The following is a 15,181-nucleotide window of genomic DNA, read 5'->3' as shown; positions in this document are numbered from 1 at the left end:
TTGCCTGCCCAATAAGCGCAAAAGAAAGAGGCTGTCCGGTGGACAGCCTCTTCCTTCGATCCTCTTCTTAATTCGTAGTGGATCTCACCTTGTCTTTCACATCGTCTTTGGCGGCGCTGAAGGCATCCATGACATGCTCGTTGGATTTCTTCGCCCTATCCGTCAAATCCGACGCCTCTTCCCTAACGCTGGACAGAACATCCTTTGTTTTGTCCTTCGCCGTAGAAGCAAGTTCCTGAGTACGCTGGCTGAGTGCCTGGAACTTATTCGAGATATCCTCCCTCAGCTGCACACCCGTTTTCGGCGCAAGCAGAAGCGCCCCGACAGCACCTACCGCTGTCCCGACAATTGTACCTACCAGCAGACCGCTACCTGTGTTTTCCTTTGGCATAGTTATCTCTCCTTTATTCCGTTCTCGTATTCGAAACCGTATTTTCGATCTCGTATTATCTATTACACGTTTGCCGGTTCTTTGAAACAGCAAAATTTATCCTTGTCCTTTTTATAAAAACCATTGCATCTTTTAATGTTTATATCATATACTGTTTACATAATAATCAGTGTACATTGTACACAGAAACGAGGCGCTTTGTGAAATCAATAGCGATTGAAGTATCGGGTCTCCGTAAAAGCTTCGGCAAGCAAACCGTGCTAAGCGGACTTGATCTATCCGTACCGGCCGGTTCCGTCTTTGCCCTGCTGGGTCCTAACGGAGCAGGCAAAACAACCCTGATTCATATTTTGTCTACCTTAATTGCACCCGATGGCGGAAAGGTATTCGTAGGAGGCTTTAATGCCCAGACCGAGCAGGAGCTCGTCAAGCAACAGATCAGCCTCACGGGCCAGTTCGCCGCTGTGGACGAGGTCTTGTCCGCCGAGGAAAACTTACGCATGATCGGCAGGCTTTCAGGGCTTAGTTCGGCACATTCCCGTACGCGTACGGAGGAGCTGCTAAAGGCATTTGATCTTGTTGACGCCGCAAAGAAACGGGTAAAAACCTATTCGGGAGGCATGCGCCGAAGACTCGATCTTGCTATCAGCCTTGTGGTAGACCGCCCCGTTATCTTTCTGGACGAACCTACAACCGGCCTCGATACCGTCAGCCGCCGGGCATTGTGGGATATCATCGGCGAACTGGCGAGTCAAGGCAGGACCATCTTTCTGACTACGCAATATTTGGAGGAGGCCGATCAGCTGGCCGATCAGATTGCCGTCATTAACGGCGGCCGGATCGTGGCGACCGGCAGTGCCGAGCAATTAAAAGCACGAGTCGGAGGAGAAGTCATTGAATTATTAAACGGCCATGATGAAGTCATTCATACAGTACCGACAACCGGCAGCATTCAGGATATAAGCCGTACGCTGAATGAGCTTGTTCATTCGGTTCCGCCCGGGACGCGGGTCCAAATCCGAAGACCTAGCTTGGATGACGTATTTGTCGCTTTAACAACAAACAGGAAAGAGGTGCAACGCGTATGATCGCTTCAACCAAACCTGTAAAACCGGCATCCGTGCTGACAACCAACCTTGTCTTCATTGGCCGCAGTCTCCGTCACAGCCTGCGCAATACGGAGGCTCTCATTATGGCGATTATGCTGCCTGTGATGCTGATGCTTCTTTTTACTTACGTCTTTGGAGGAGCAATAGATTCCACCGGAGATTACGTCAATTACGTGGTACCCGGCATTATTCTGCTATGCGCGGGGTTTGGCTCTTCGAGCACAGCCGTTGACGTATCCAACGATATGACCAACGGCATTATCGACCGGTTCCGGACGATGCCGATTAAAAGCCTCAGCGTTGTGACCGGTCATGTCGCAGCCAGTCTCGCCCGTAATTTGTTCGCAACCGGCGTCGTATTTGGCGTAGCCATGCTTGTCGGTTTCCGTCCAAACGCCGGCTTTATCGAGTGGGTGCTTGCGCTCGCCGTCATTACCCTATTCATATTGACCTTCACCTGGTTATTCGCAGCAATCGGCCTGGTAGCGGGAAGTCCGGCGGCAGCAAGCGGATACGGCTTTGCTCTTCTGTTCCTCCCTTATCTGTCCAGCGCCTTTGTGCCAACGGACACCATGCCTTCGTGGCTGCAAGGCGTAGCCAATCATCAGCCGATTACGCCGGTCATCGAGACAATCCGGGGATTGCTGACGGGCACGCCGCTCGGCAGCAGCGCATGGTGGGCGATCGGCTGGTGCCTGCTGATCTTGACGCTTGCGTTCGTCTGGAGCATCTCCTCCTTCCGCAAAAAGGCGGGACGCCGTTAACAGGATTCCGCTCATAGAAAAAGCCAGCCATCTGATGATTTTCATCAAACGGCTGGCTTTTTTCTCATCTAACCTTTGGAAGCGAGATAATGCTCAATTCCATCCAGAATCCGCTCCAGGCCGAAATCGAAATCATTGCCGATTGGATTATCCGCCGGATTCTCCTCCGTGTATACGCCTGATGCAATAAGCGGCTGCAGATCCGGATAATGCTCCTCCTTCACGAGAATCTTAAGCGCCTTCGTATAATCGAGTCCGCTGAAGGAGCCTGGACTTGCCCCACCTTCAATCGCTCGAACCATGTCCCTTTGAATTTGACCGGTGGAACGCGCGTAATTGCTGAGCAGCAGAACGGTAGACATTTTCTCAAAGTCATTAAGCGGAAGCTTCCGCATCGGCCGCAAGGCCAGATCCACGAACAGAAGATTATTAGGAGTTAGAGGCACGCCCGATACCGGAATATCCGCATACCAGGGATGCTTCAGAAATACGTGAATGCAATCCCGCACATACTGCCGCATACCCTCGCGCCAATCCGCCTCTTCTTCCTCCGGCCTATCCGGAAGCTTGCAGACCGACTCCTGCATAAGCAGCAGTAAATCGTCTTTGCTTTGCACATAGCGGTAAAGCGACATCGCCGTAAAACCCAAAGATGAAGCAACCCGGCTCATCGAGACAGCCTGAAGTCCTTCCTTATCCGCCAGCTCTACTGCAGCCGCAACAATTTGGTCGATAGAAAGCTCGCGCTTCGGTCCCCTCTGCGATTCCTTCACCAGCCCCCATGCCAATGCAACTCCCCGCGGCAAGGATTTTAGTACGTCTTCCTCATCACCATGCTCCATCCCATTATCCTCCATACCGGTCTCGCCATAATTGTGTACTTAATAAACAGTATATCACAAAAGATGCGGCAACAAAAAAACAGCCCCTGTCAAGGAGCTGTTTCTTCTAATCCATGCCATGCTCTTCGCGGATCTTGTACAATCCCCGGAGCAGCAATTCCGCAGGATCGCGGTTAATCAAAAGATGCGTATACAAGAGATGCAGGGAGAAAGCGCAAACATTATTGCCGTCGGAAATCGCCGGGAAACCCGTTTCGAATACAGGTCCTTTCAGCTCTTCGTTCCAGGCAAGGCCAGCATGTACCTTCTCCTCGGGGAATTCGTCTTCAACAGACTTGATGCAATGCGGGATGAGAACTTTATCGATTAAAGCCTTGGCATCATCTTCGCTTGCAGGAGGCTGCGGAAGCGGCTTTCCCCCTTCGGTCTTCATCAATTCGTAGAAGAACGAAGCCATCCATTCTGTCGCCTCTTCGTTGCCCGCTTGGAAATTCGCGATTAACTCACGAAGGAAAAAGCCGCAAACGTAATCGCTGCCGGATTCATCCTTCACTTTGTAAACAAACACGGGACCGTAAAGCTCCTGGTTCAATACTTGCCCTTGAACATCTTCGAAATGCTGTCTCAAAGCGACAAAGCCGTTATGTTGGACCGCCTTGACAAGCTCAGCGAATTGCTTCGCTTCTTCCTCTGAATTGCCTTGGATCTCTTCGTTTGTCGTCTCATTATTCATTATTCGCTTCACCCGTAATCATCATATCATTCCAACAAATCATCAGTCTAGTCCAAAAGAAAAACCGCCCCTCGCAGGAGACGGTTCATCAATCGTTCATCAATCCACTTCACTCTACGCCATACTTCTGACGAAGCTTGGCCAATTGGACGAGAATCGTATCCGAAGGATCGCGGTTGAGCTGCATCATTTTGTACAGATAATGAATCGGGAAAACGCATTTTTCTTCCGGAACATCCTTGAAGCCAAGCTCAAGAACAGGCGTAAGGTTCTCGTCAAGCCCTCTGTTGCCCGTAATCGCAAGCGGCGCAAACTCCTCGCTGACCGCGCTAAGGCAATGCGGGAACAACACATCATCGATGAATTGTTCCTCTTTCTGTTCGCTGTCGGGAGGAGCAGGCAGCTCTTTGCCGCCTTTGTTCGTCTTCATCAGCTCGTAGAAGAAGGACGCCATCCATTCGCCGGCTTCTCGGCCGCCATCCTGGAACTGTTCAGCCAACTCGCGCAGGAAGAAACCGCAGTCATAAGATTTCTTGAAATCATTGGTCACGCGGTAGATAAAGATTTGCCCAAATTTCTCATCGTTCACTAATAGACCTTCCACATGCGGAAAAAACGGTCTCAGCGTCGCGAGTCCCTTCTGGAAAATCGTCTTCATCAGCGCATCCCAGACTTCGGTATTATCGTTATTTTCGTTATTATTCGCATTCGTCAAATCATTATTCATATAGTAATCACCCTCAAGCATCATACCATCCGGCGCTTTGCACCGTCCAGTGCTATACTTTTACAGCGCCTTAGCCCTTGCTTACGTAAGACGGCAGCTGCTCGATGCCAACCAGCCGCAAATAGACAAATAGCTGTCCTTTGTGATGAATTTCGTGGTCTTTGGCATTTTGCAGCAGAGCGTGGCCCGAAAGCGAGTTGCCGAAGAAATCGATTGGCGCTTCAAGCTGTTCCGGCGTGAGGGAACGAAGAACGGCTTCCGTTTGTTCCGTTGCCGCAGCCACGACAGACTTCAATTCCTCGATTGTTGAAGGCGCAGCGGGCTTAGCCCCTGGCGTGTATACGCCGTTTTGAACCGTTTTCGCAAACATATCCATCGCGCCCGTAATATGCAGAACAAGCTGGGCCAGCGACATTCCTTTCTCCCATGGCTTGTAAGACAGTTGTTCTGCCGATACGAATCTTCGTTTTCATCTTTCAGGCTTTTTCCCGGTTGCACCAGTCTGCGGTAAAGGCGGCCATCACCTTCGCATATTCGATCAGCTCACTAAGATCAAGGCTTTCGTCTACGGCATGCGCTTTGCTTAATTCACCCGGCCCGTAAATAACCGTCGGGATTCCTGCACGCCCGATCCAGCCTGCATCCGTAACCGTTGGAGTCATTCCGACCTCGGCTGCGCGGTTCAGCACAGCGCGGTGATTCGTCAGCAACGTCTTCACTCCATCGTTATGCGGATCAATCTCTAATGAAGGAAAAATTTCTCCCCGCTCCTCGATCATCGATCTGCCGCCCCACCGGAACGTTGGCGGATGATGCCGCAGCCATGGATCGCCTTGCGCCACGCGCATTAGATGCTCTTCAATTTCCGCGGCTACCGATTCATAATCCTCATCCGGATAAAAATGAACCGTAATCCAAAGCGAGCAGCGGTCCGCAACAAACGCGGCGTGGCGTCCCCCTTCGATAACGGCCGGATTGATCGTATTGGAGCCCGGCGGGAAGCCCGGATAGGACTTCGTTACTGCCCAATGCCTCTCAAGCTCCTGCAAGCCGGCAATAAGCTTTGCCATCTTCTCGATCGCGCTGGCCCCATGCAGCCCGCCTCCAGCGTGAATCATCCGGGAGCGCATCGCATCGTGATGGGTAACCGGGCTTTGCACCGTAACCCAGCCGGTAATCACTCCGCCTTGCCCTTGAACCGCGAGATGGCTTGTATCCGCCACAATGGCGAAATCCGCCTCGCAGCCACGCTCCATGCAGGCTCTTGTGCCAGCCTCGCCGGCCTCCTCCCCGATAACCGATTGGAAAAACAAATCCCCCTTCAGCTCGATCCCTGCTTCCGCCAGCAGCTTGATGGCAAACAGCAAAGCGGCAAGGCCGCCTTTCATATCCGCTGTCCCGCGGCCGTATACACGTCCGTCGTTAAGCGTTAATTGAAACGGCTGGACGGACCATTCCTTGCTGTCGCCTACTTCCGCCACGTCCATATGCCCGTTCAGAAGCAGACTTTTGTATGAGCCGCTCTCCGTTCCCCGTTTGACGGCCGTTACGTTCGGATCTCCCGGATAAACCTCCCACAGTTCCGTCTCGAAGCCAAGACGATCCAGCTGTTCCTTCATAAAGATCTGCGCTTGCATCGTATTGCGCGCCGGCGGACTTACCGTCGGGAAAGCGACCAGCTCAGAGAGCAAGGCGACTAACTCATCCTGCCTGCTTTCCACCTGATCGAGTATAAGCTTAAGTCCAGCTTCCTTCATCTATTTCATCCTCATTTCGTAAGGAAAATGTCACCCTTACTATAGAGGATTACAATCATGCGGACAACCTTAACAACTCTCAAAAAAATTTACATTGCGTTAACATGAATAACGTTTTGCGTTTACGTAGCCCAACTACAATAACTCATGTAAGCAAAACAAAAAACAAAAGTTTGGAAGGGGAACCTACTAAAATGAAAAAATCTCTGATCGTCACGATGGCACTGACATTGTCGTTATCGCTCGCAGCTTGCGGCAATAACAATACGAACAACGGTGCAAGCAATGGTAACGCTGCCGCTACAAACAATGCAACAACAAATAACACGGCTTCCGCTGATCTGTCCGGTTCGATTCTGGCAGCAGGCTCTACTGCTCTCCAACCGCTGGTTGACCAAGTATCCAAAGAGTTCATGGAGAAAAACTCCGGCGTATCGATTCAAGTTCAAGGCGGCGGCAGCGGTACTGGTCTGACGCAAGTATCGGAAGGCCAAGCCCAAATCGGCAACTCCGACGTATTCGCTGAAGAGAAGCTCGATGCCGACAAAGCAGCCGAGCTGGTTGACCATCAAGTAGCCGTAGTCGCTATGGCTGCCGTAACGAACAAAGACGTTGGCGTTGACACCCTGACAAAACAACAGCTGGTTGACATCTTCACGGGTAAAGTAACGAACTGGAAAGACGTTGGCGGCAAAGACGAGAAAATCCAAATCGTTAACCGTCCTTCCAGCTCCGGTACTCGCGCTACTTTCGAGAAGTTCGCGCTTGGCACTAAAACGGAAGACCTTCAAGGTTCGATCCAAGAGGATGCTTCCGGTACGGTTAAGAAGCTTGTAAGCGAAACACCGGGGGCTATCGGTTACCTGGCTCTGTCCTACCTGGACGATTCGGTCGCAGCTGTTAAATACGAAGGCGTTGAAGCAACTGTAGATAACGTAGCTAACGGCACTTATCCGGTATGGGCTTACGAGCACATGTATACAAAAGGCGAGCCTGATGCAGCGACTAAAGCTTTCCTCGATTACATGGTTTCCGAAGATGTTCAAGGCGAACAAGGCGACGTAGTGGAAATGGGCTACATCCCGGTTAGCAAAATGGAAGTTAAACGCGATGCTCAAGGTGCCGTAACGAAATAATCAATCTCTAAGTATATAAAAGGCAAAGTCAAGAGGCGGGCCAGCTCGTCTCTTGACTGCATGCCTATATGTTAACTATGTAAAGGGTGGTCACGATGAAGAAGTCTAATGATCGGGAAGTAGCCACGCCGCATCTTGCGGAGGAATGGGTTGGCAAAGTATATACATTCATCTGCATCTTGTTTCTTATCATCACCATTTTTTCGATGGTTTACTTCGTCGCTTCAAAAGGACTTAGCACCTTTATCGTAAACGGCGTAAACGTAAAAGATTTGTTAACAGGACTCAAATGGAAACCGGATGGCGAGCCGCCGTTATTTGGCGCATTGCCGTTTATTTTCGGATCGTTCAGCACGTCGATTCTTGCTGCAATCATTGCCGCTCCGCTGGGGTTCTGCGCAGCGGTATTTATGATTGAGCTCTCTCCGAAGCTAGGCCGTACGTTTATGCAGCCGGTTATCGAACTGCTTGCAGGCATTCCTTCCGTTGTATACGGATTTGTTGGTTTAAGCGTCATTGTTCCATTATTCCGCAACCTGTTCCCTGGCCAAGGCGTCGGGATCGCAGCAGGCGCGCTTGTACTCGCCTTTATGATTTTACCTACGATTACGACTATAGCAACGGATGCGCTGGCTTCCCTGCCCGCGGGCCTGAAGGAAGGCTCCTACGCGCTTGGCGCAACCCGTTGGCAAACGATATATCGCATTGTCCTGCCTACTACGCTTCCCGCGCAGATGACAGGTATCGTGCTTGGCATTGCGAGAGCATTTGGCGAAGCCCTTGCCGTTCAGATGGTAATCGGCAACGCGCCTCATATCCCGCACTCCCTGTTCGAATCGACTTCAACGCTGACCAGCGCCATTACGCTTAGCATGGGCAATACGGCGATGGGCTCCGTTCAAAATAACGCCCTGTGGTCGCTTGCATTAATCTTGATGCTTATGACCTTTGTATTCGTCTTTATCATTCGCTGGCTGGAAGGAAGGAAGAAGCTATGAGTGCCAAAACAGTAGATAAAATCGCAACCGGCATTATTATTTTCGTCACGGGCTTAATCGCTCTCGCCCTGATCGGACTTTTGGGCTACATTTTATTCCGCGGCCTTGGCCATATCAGCTGGCACTTCCTGACTTCCCCGCCGGAAACGATCCGTAAAGGCGGCGGTATCGGACCTCAGCTGTTCAACTCGCTGTTCCTGCTTGTTCTTACGATGATCATTACCGTGCCGCTTGGCATCGGTGCCGGCATCTATATGAGCGAGTACGCTAAAGGCGGCAGGATCACCTCCGCAATCCGTCTGGTCGTCGAAGTTTTGTCTTCCTTCCCTTCGATTATCGTTGGTTTGTTCGGCCTTCTTGTTATCGTTAATAAATTCAATCTGGGCTTCTCCCTGCTGTCCGGCGCCATCGCGCTGACGATCTTCAACCTGCCGCTGATGGTGCGGATTACCGAGCAAGGTCTCCGCAGCGTACCGCTTCAGCAGAAGGAAGCAAGTCTTGCGCTTGGTATTTCCAAATGGAAAACCATCCGTTCGGTTCAACTGCCGATCGCCCTGCCCATCGTGCTTTCCGGTTCGATTCTGGCTGCCGGCCGGATCTTCGGGGAAGCGGCAGCGCTTCTGTTCACCGCCGGCATGAGCAGCCCGCGCCTTGACTTTTCCGACTGGAATCCGCTCCATAACGCTTCGCCTCTTAACCCGATGCGTCCGGCCGAGACTCTTGCCGTTCACATCTGGAAGGTTAACTCGGAGGGTCTTGCTCCGGATGCTACGCAAATCGCGGCAGGCGCTTCGGCCGTGCTCGTTATTACGGTTCTGCTCTTCAACCTAGGCGCTAGGGCGCTGGGACGTTACATGCATAATAAATTCACGGCTTCGAAATAGGAAAGGAGTAGAGAGCATGACAGAAATCGCATTGGCCGCCAAACAATTAAATGTTCACTACGGAGAAAAACATGCCGTTCATGACGTCTCGCTTGATTTCGCCGAAAAAGAAGTGACCGCCTTGATTGGTCCTTCCGGCTGCGGCAAATCCACCTTTCTCCGAAGCTTGAACCGGATGAACGACTTGATCCCCTCCTGCCGGGTTACCGGCGACATCTGGCTGAAAGAGCAGAAGATCAGCGGCACGGAAACGGATGTCGTGGCACTTCGCAAAAAAATCGGGATGGTATGGCAGCGTCCCAACCCGTTCCACAAATCGATTTACGAGAATATCGCTTTTGGCCCGCGTTATCACGGCATTAAGAACAAGAGGCAGCTGGATGAGCTTGTCGAACAATCCCTGCGGAAAGCCGCAATCTGGGAAGAAACCAAGGACCGTCTTCATAAATCGGCTTTGGCTTTATCCGGCGGTCAACAGCAGCGTCTCTGCATCGCGCGCACGATTGCCGTTAGGCCCGATGTCATCTTGATGGACGAACCGGCTTCCGCGCTTGATCCGATTTCGACCTCCAAGATCGAAGAGCTGATCTCCGAGCTGAAGCAGGATTACAGCATCGTTATCGTTACCCATAACATGCACCAGGCTGCGCGCGTTTCCGACAAAACCGCCTTCTTCCTAAACGGACATGTGGTTGAATACGATAAAACGGAGACGATCTTCACCAATCCTACGCATCAACGGACAAATGACTATATTACAGGCCGTTTCGGTTAATGAGGCGGCTTATCGAATAAGGGCTAGACGAACCGGTCAGGTTCATCTAGCCCTTATTGTCGTTATGGATTAATAACCAAGAATACTCTTTGTTTTACCGAAGATGTCGTTAGCCATTTGCGTGTAACGATCACTGCCGTTCGCTTGCGTTTGTTTGACATAGCTGTCGAAGTTGTCGATCTTCTCTTGGCCCGTAATGAATTTGAGCGTCATCGTGCTTACATAATCCATAAGCGGCTTCGAGATCAGGTTCAGCTGTTCGCTTTCGTCCGCCGTAGCCATAATCGGCGGCGCTACTGGACGAGCCGTACGGTTGTTCAGAATGCGGTTGTTGAAGTCGATTTCGCCGTCCGTCATTTTCGACTGTCTAAGCTTCGTCGTACCGCCGTATGCGAATACGCCGCCGCCGAAACCGTAGTCTGCGTTCAGTTTTTTCGTTGCCGTAGGGTTCATGCCGTTGTAGGTAATATCCGGATTAAGCGTAATTTTACCGCTTGCGTCCTTCGTGTAGGTCTCGCCCTCTACACCCCACAGGCTTAGTGTTTGACCTTCATCGGAGTACCAGAGCCAGTCAACGAAACGAAGCATTTTAATGAAATTCTCTTCGCCCAGCTCTTTCAAAGCATTTTCACTGATCATAATGCCGTTCTCAAGACGGGAGTTTTCAACTTGCAGCTGGCCTTTAGGACCGCCTGGAGGCGTGATGATCATCAGCTGGGCATTTGGATCTTCCATCTTTGTTTGGATATCCGTGAACACTTGATAGTTGGCGTTGATCACGTAAGTATCGCCTTTGTAGAACTTCGCTTTTGCCGCATCGTCTTCTTGCGTGAACGATTCCGGATCCATGATGCCTTCCGTAATCAGCTTATTGAAGTACGAAACATAGTCTTTGAAGTCTTGCGTATTGTCGGCGAATTCGAATTGCTTCGTGTCCTGGTTGAAGCGCATGCCGTTTGCTTTACCCCAGCCAGCCGTTACGCCGTATTCCACAGCTGCGATATTCAAAGTGGATTCGCCTTTGGATTGATCGGAGAATACGTATTTAGCGCCTGTGAATTCTTTAACCTTCTTCATCGCCGCATAGAAATCTTCGTATGTCCAGCTCGTTTCTTTGGACAGGTCTACGCCGGCTTTCTCGAAAACATCTTTGCGGATAACGAACGAGTAGCCGCCGCCCGGCGCTTCCCACATGCCCGGAAGAACGTAGTATTTACCGTTGGCTTGCATCTTCGCTTTCAGGTCGTCTTCCATGCCCCAAGCTTTTACCGCTTTTTGATAGTTAGGCATGTATTGCACATAGTCGCTGATCGGAACGATTTGCCCGCCTGCAACGAATGCGGATTCGTCATAAGTTTTAGGGATGATATACGGAGCGTCGCCGCTGTTTACGAGAAGCGATTTTTGGTTCTCGTATTCGGTTCTCGCGACAACCGACAGGTCAAACGATACGTTTGTTTTCTCTTGAATGGCGCTCCAGATTCTCCAGTCCGCTTTGTAAGGATAACCTTCATTGTCGCTAAACATCATGGAGTACTTTACCGGCTCATTCGAGTGGAACGTAACGTCCTCACCGTAAGCGTAATCTTCGGCCGGTTTGTCCGATGCCGCAGCATTATCCGAACCAGCCGCGGTATCCGCTGGCGAAGCCGAGCTGTTGCTTGGTTTTTCATTGTTATTCCCGCTGCAAGCCGCCATAACGAACATCAACATGATAACCGATAAAATCAATCCCATTGCTCTACTGAATCTTTTCATGCCGTGCCTCCCTTTTAATAATTGCATTTATATAACAGAACTTGGCCTCATGGCCGTTCCGGTTATATCGCGATTTACCCTTTAACGGCGCCAATCATCATGCCCTGCACGAAATACTTCTGTACGAACGGATAGATGCAAATCATAGGTAGCGACGTTAATACCATCGCAGCCGATTTAACGGTAGCCGCAATCTGCGTCGTCTGCTCCGCGCTTGCTCCAAGCTCAGCCGGGCTGATCGCCGTTTCAATAACCTGCCGCAAATAGAGGGCAACAGGCCATTTCTCCTTCGACTGCAGGTATAATGAAGCATCAAACCAGCTGTTCCAGATCCCTACCACAACAAACAAGAGCATGGTTGCCAGAATCGGCTTGGATAATGGCAGCGTAATTCGAAGGAAGATGCCATAGACGTCAAGTCCGTCAACCTTGGCCGATTCCTCCAGCTCGTTAGGGAGACTGGAGAAAAACGTCTTCATCAAGATCACGTTAAAGGCGCTGATCGCACCGGGAATAACAAGAGCCCAAATGGTGTTGCGCATATCCAGCGTTTTGGCTACGAGAATATAGTTCGGGATCAGACCGCCGCCGAAATACATCGTGAATAGTACAAATGGGATAAAAAACTTGTTAAGGCGAAGCTTTTCCTTTGAAAGCGGATAAGCCATTACAGCCGTCGCCGACACGGCAATGAGAGTTCCCACTACCGCGTACAAAATCGTATTTCCGTAATAGCGGAAGAAATCCGGCTTGCTGAGAATGACATTATAAGTAAGCGTAGTGAAATCTACGGGATAAAACGTTACCTTTCCCGCGTAGACGGCAGCCTCTGAGCTGAAGGACTGCGCAACCAAATAAACGAACGGATATAAAGTAAAGAGGACAACTACGGTCATGATCAATGCGTTTACGCCGTTAAAAATGCGAGAACCTGGAGTTGCTTTCACGATCGGCACTTCCTTCCTACCACAGACTTGATTTCGTCGTTTTTTTCGAAATAGCGTTCGCTGTCGTTACCAGAATCAGACCGATAACCCCTTCGAACAAGCCGACAGCCGTTGCATAGCTGAAGTTGGCGTTCGTAATACCCATCCGGTACACGTAGGTCGAGATAACATCCGCCGTTTCATAAGTAAGCGGGTTGTACAGAAGCAAAATTTTCTCAAAGTTCGAGCCCATAATGCCGCCGATATCAAGAACGAGAAGCGTCATAATCGTAGGCAAAATACCCGGAATCGTGACATGCCATGCAAGTCGGAACCGGCTGGCGCCGTCAATCCGAGCTGCTTCGTAAAGCTCCGTGTTAATCCCTGTCATGGCTGCAAGGTACAAGATGGTGCCCCATCCAAGTCCCTGCCAGATGCCGGAGGACACGTAAATGGTTGAGAACCATTGCGGCAGCGAGATGAATTGAATCGGCTCGACGCCGAAATGACCAAGGAGCGCGTTAATCGGACCCGATACGGATAACATCTCTTTCACCATACCCGCCAGAATAACCATGGAGATAAAATGCGGGAGGTAGGAAACGGTCTGAACGAATTTTTTCAGCTTCAGCCTTCTGATCTCGTTGATCAGGAGCGCAAAGATCAAGGTTAACGGGAATCGGACAATCAGATACGCAACGCTGAGAAAAATATTGTTCCAGAACGCCCGCCAGAAGGTGGGATCCTTCATGAACATCCGGAAATACTGCAGCCCTACCCATTCCGCACCAAGGAAGTTTGGCCCGCCCCGATATTTTCGGAAAGCGATTACATTCCCGATCATGGGAGCGTACTTGAAAATAAGAAAATAGATGACGGGAATCACGAGAAAGGAATACAGCTTCCACTCTTTCCTGACATGCTTCCAAAGCGGCGTCACATCCAAAACCTTGCTTGAGCCTTCCATTTATGTCCACTCTCCTCTAGTCCATTTCGTCTACCGACCGATTAAAAATAGCTATATTTAACTACTTTTGTCGCATAGTCAAGCAGCCCCCATGATGAAATAATGCAAATTAGAAGTCATTCAACAACAAATGTATTCGCTTTCATTGGGTTCATTATAGCTTTATTTGATAAGCCGCTCTTCGTAAATATAGCTTTCGGCTTCTCAAATATTGCCTTTTTTGAGAGACTTATTGATTTCGGAAGAAGAGAATGCCATTATCTGAATAGTTACCAACAAGAGAGGAAGAGTGATACATGATTCCCATTCTAAACGGAGCCAAAGAAACGGTATCCTACGGTGAACATCCCGGATTGCGCATTTATTTGAACAAAGAAGTCGAAGACTATCCGATTCACTGGCATACCGCCGTGGAAGTCATCATGCCTTTCGAAAACATTTACACCGTTATCGTGAATGAGACCAAGCATGTCCTCTATCCGAACGATATTCTGGTCCTGCCTCCGGGCGAGCTTCACGAGATTTTTGCTCCGGATTCCGGGACAAGACTTATTCTTCAGTTCGACTGCTCGCTGCTGTACGCACTGAACGGCTTTGACTCCACCTTTCATTTGCTGCGCCCTTGCCTCTTGATTACGGCAGAGCAAAATAAAGAGCTGCACGGCTTGTTACGGCCGATGCTGCTTGAGCTGGTAAACGAATATTTCAGCCACACGATGCTGAAGGAAGCATCCACTTACGCCAAGCTTATCTCCTTCTTTGTCGCGCTTGGCCGAAACTTTATGCGTGAGGAACGCCGTTTCCCGCGTACCAAGAGCCATAAGCAGCACAAATATATCGATAAGTTTTTGCAGGTTTGCAACTATATGAACGAACGCTGTACGGAGGATATTCGGGTCGAGGAGCTCGCGGAGCTGTCCGGCTTCAGCAAGTATCATTTCACGCGCATGTTCAAGCAATATATGGGGTTGTCTTACTACGACTACCTGATCCAGCATCGCATCATGCATGCCGAGAAGCTGCTGACCGATCCGAATTTATCGATCATGGAAGTGGCGATGAGATCGGGGTTCGGCAGTCTGCCGACGTTTAACCGGGTGTTCAAGACGTATAAGAAATGCACGCCGTCGGAGTATAAAGCTTTGCACGGAATGAGCTTAAACTGTTGAATTTGATGATGGACGGTTAGAGTGCATGCTGCGCATTCGAATGAGGTGCATGGACGGTTAGAGTGCAAACCGCGCATTTGAATGTGGGGACGGTGTATATGCAAGCTGCGTATTTGAACGTGGGGACGGTATATATGCATACTGCGCATTCGAATGTTCTTCCGATCGCCATTGCTCGGGGATTCCTTGGAACAATTCCAATTGGATTGGAATCCCCTCTCAAAAGCGAACGTTTCACTTCTCCA

General features: G+C 50.3%; 16 protein-coding genes. 7 read left to right on the top strand and 9 right to left on the bottom strand.

Going from position 1 to position 15,181, the window contains the following annotated elements; translation table 11 throughout:
• Positions 1-67 precede the first annotated feature (67 nt).
• Positions 68-391: a YtxH domain-containing protein gene (locus EV294_RS03120; protein ID WP_132303709.1), complete on the bottom strand. Its 324-nt coding sequence runs from the start codon at positions 389-391 to the stop codon at positions 68-70.
• A 200-nt stretch (positions 392-591) separates the two neighbouring features.
• On the opposite strand from EV294_RS03120, the gene EV294_RS03115 reads away from it, so the two are divergent.
• Both EV294_RS03115 and EV294_RS03110 read left to right on the top strand, forming a co-directional pair.
• Positions 592-1,479, top strand: a complete 888-nt coding sequence (locus EV294_RS03115; RefSeq protein WP_132303706.1) for an ATP-binding cassette domain-containing protein — start codon at positions 592-594, stop codon at positions 1,477-1,479.
• Positions 1,476-2,264, top strand: a complete 789-nt coding sequence (locus EV294_RS03110; RefSeq protein ID WP_132303703.1) for an ABC transporter permease — start codon at positions 1,476-1,478, stop codon at positions 2,262-2,264. The genes EV294_RS03115 and EV294_RS03110 overlap by 4 nt, the downstream gene beginning before the upstream one ends.
• Positions 2,265-2,332: 68 nt before the next feature.
• Here the strand turns inward: EV294_RS03110 and EV294_RS03105 are convergent, their stop codons facing one another.
• The 5 genes from EV294_RS03105 to EV294_RS03085 all read right to left on the bottom strand — a co-directional run bounded on the left by EV294_RS03105 (position 2,333) and on the right by EV294_RS03085 (position 6,323).
• Positions 2,333-3,106, bottom strand: coding sequence for a TetR/AcrR family transcriptional regulator (locus EV294_RS03105; protein WP_132303701.1), 774 nt, complete (start codon positions 3,104-3,106; stop codon positions 2,333-2,335).
• 106 nt (positions 3,107-3,212) lie between these two features.
• Complete coding sequence (locus EV294_RS03100) at positions 3,213-3,839, bottom strand: hypothetical protein (protein WP_127495988.1); 627 nt, start codon at positions 3,837-3,839, stop codon at positions 3,213-3,215.
• Between the two features lie 109 nt (positions 3,840-3,948).
• A complete protein-coding gene (locus EV294_RS03095; protein WP_132303699.1) occupies positions 3,949-4,566 on the bottom strand; it encodes a hypothetical protein in 618 nt (205 codons plus the stop codon).
• Positions 4,567-4,636: 70 nt separating this feature from the next.
• Positions 4,637-5,008, bottom strand: coding sequence for a DinB family protein (locus EV294_RS03090; RefSeq protein ID WP_347813051.1), 372 nt, complete (start codon positions 5,006-5,008; stop codon positions 4,637-4,639).
• 34 nt (positions 5,009-5,042) lie between these two features.
• Complete coding sequence (locus EV294_RS03085; protein ID WP_132303696.1) at positions 5,043-6,323, bottom strand: acetylornithine deacetylase; 1,281 nt, start codon at positions 6,321-6,323, stop codon at positions 5,043-5,045.
• Between the two features lie 194 nt (positions 6,324-6,517).
• Between EV294_RS03085 and EV294_RS03080 the strand changes: the two genes are divergently transcribed.
• The 4 genes from EV294_RS03080 to pstB all read left to right on the top strand — a co-directional run bounded on the left by EV294_RS03080 (position 6,518) and on the right by pstB (position 10,116).
• On the top strand, positions 6,518-7,459 hold the full coding sequence (locus tag EV294_RS03080) for a phosphate ABC transporter substrate-binding protein (protein WP_132303692.1): 942 nt from the start codon (positions 6,518-6,520) through the stop codon (positions 7,457-7,459).
• Positions 7,460-7,554: 95 nt separating this feature from the next.
• Positions 7,555-8,457: a phosphate ABC transporter permease subunit PstC gene (gene pstC / locus EV294_RS03075; protein ID WP_132303689.1), complete on the top strand. Its 903-nt coding sequence runs from the start codon at positions 7,555-7,557 to the stop codon at positions 8,455-8,457.
• Positions 8,454-9,341: a phosphate ABC transporter permease PstA gene (gene pstA / locus EV294_RS03070; protein WP_132303687.1), complete on the top strand. Its 888-nt coding sequence runs from the start codon at positions 8,454-8,456 to the stop codon at positions 9,339-9,341. Before pstC ends, pstA begins: the two co-directional genes overlap by 4 nt.
• Before the next feature lie 16 nt (positions 9,342-9,357).
• A complete protein-coding gene (gene pstB, locus EV294_RS03065) occupies positions 9,358-10,116 on the top strand; it encodes a phosphate ABC transporter ATP-binding protein PstB (protein ID WP_207918089.1) in 759 nt (252 codons plus the stop codon).
• Positions 10,117-10,185: 69 nt separating this feature from the next.
• Here pstB and EV294_RS03060 read toward each other — a convergent pair whose 3' ends face one another.
• The 3 genes from EV294_RS03060 to EV294_RS03050 all read right to left on the bottom strand — a co-directional run bounded on the left by EV294_RS03060 (position 10,186) and on the right by EV294_RS03050 (position 13,767).
• On the bottom strand, positions 10,186-11,874 hold the full coding sequence (locus EV294_RS03060) for an ABC transporter substrate-binding protein (RefSeq protein ID WP_132303682.1): 1,689 nt from the start codon (positions 11,872-11,874) through the stop codon (positions 10,186-10,188).
• Between the two features lie 74 nt (positions 11,875-11,948).
• Positions 11,949-12,770 carry a carbohydrate ABC transporter permease gene (locus EV294_RS03055; RefSeq protein WP_132305246.1) on the bottom strand — a complete coding sequence of 274 codons (822 nt, stop codon included), beginning with the start codon at positions 12,768-12,770 and terminating at the stop codon, positions 11,949-11,951.
• Positions 12,771-12,837: 67 nt separating this feature from the next.
• Positions 12,838-13,767 (bottom strand): ABC transporter permease, encoded by a 930-nt coding sequence (locus EV294_RS03050; protein ID WP_132303680.1) that lies wholly within the window; start codon positions 13,765-13,767, stop codon positions 12,838-12,840.
• 296 nt (positions 13,768-14,063) lie between these two features.
• On the opposite strand from EV294_RS03050, the gene EV294_RS03045 reads away from it, so the two are divergent.
• Positions 14,064-14,936: a helix-turn-helix transcriptional regulator gene (locus EV294_RS03045; protein WP_132303677.1), complete on the top strand. Its 873-nt coding sequence runs from the start codon at positions 14,064-14,066 to the stop codon at positions 14,934-14,936.
• The last annotated feature ends 245 nt before the right edge of the window (positions 14,937-15,181 follow it).

It is taken from the genome of Paenibacillus sp. BK033, assembly GCF_004345425.1.
Taxonomy (GTDB): Bacteria; Bacillota; Bacilli; order Paenibacillales; family Paenibacillaceae; genus Pristimantibacillus.
Note: the sequence above shows the minus strand (reverse complement) of the source record. Positions and strands in the feature narration are given on the sequence as shown.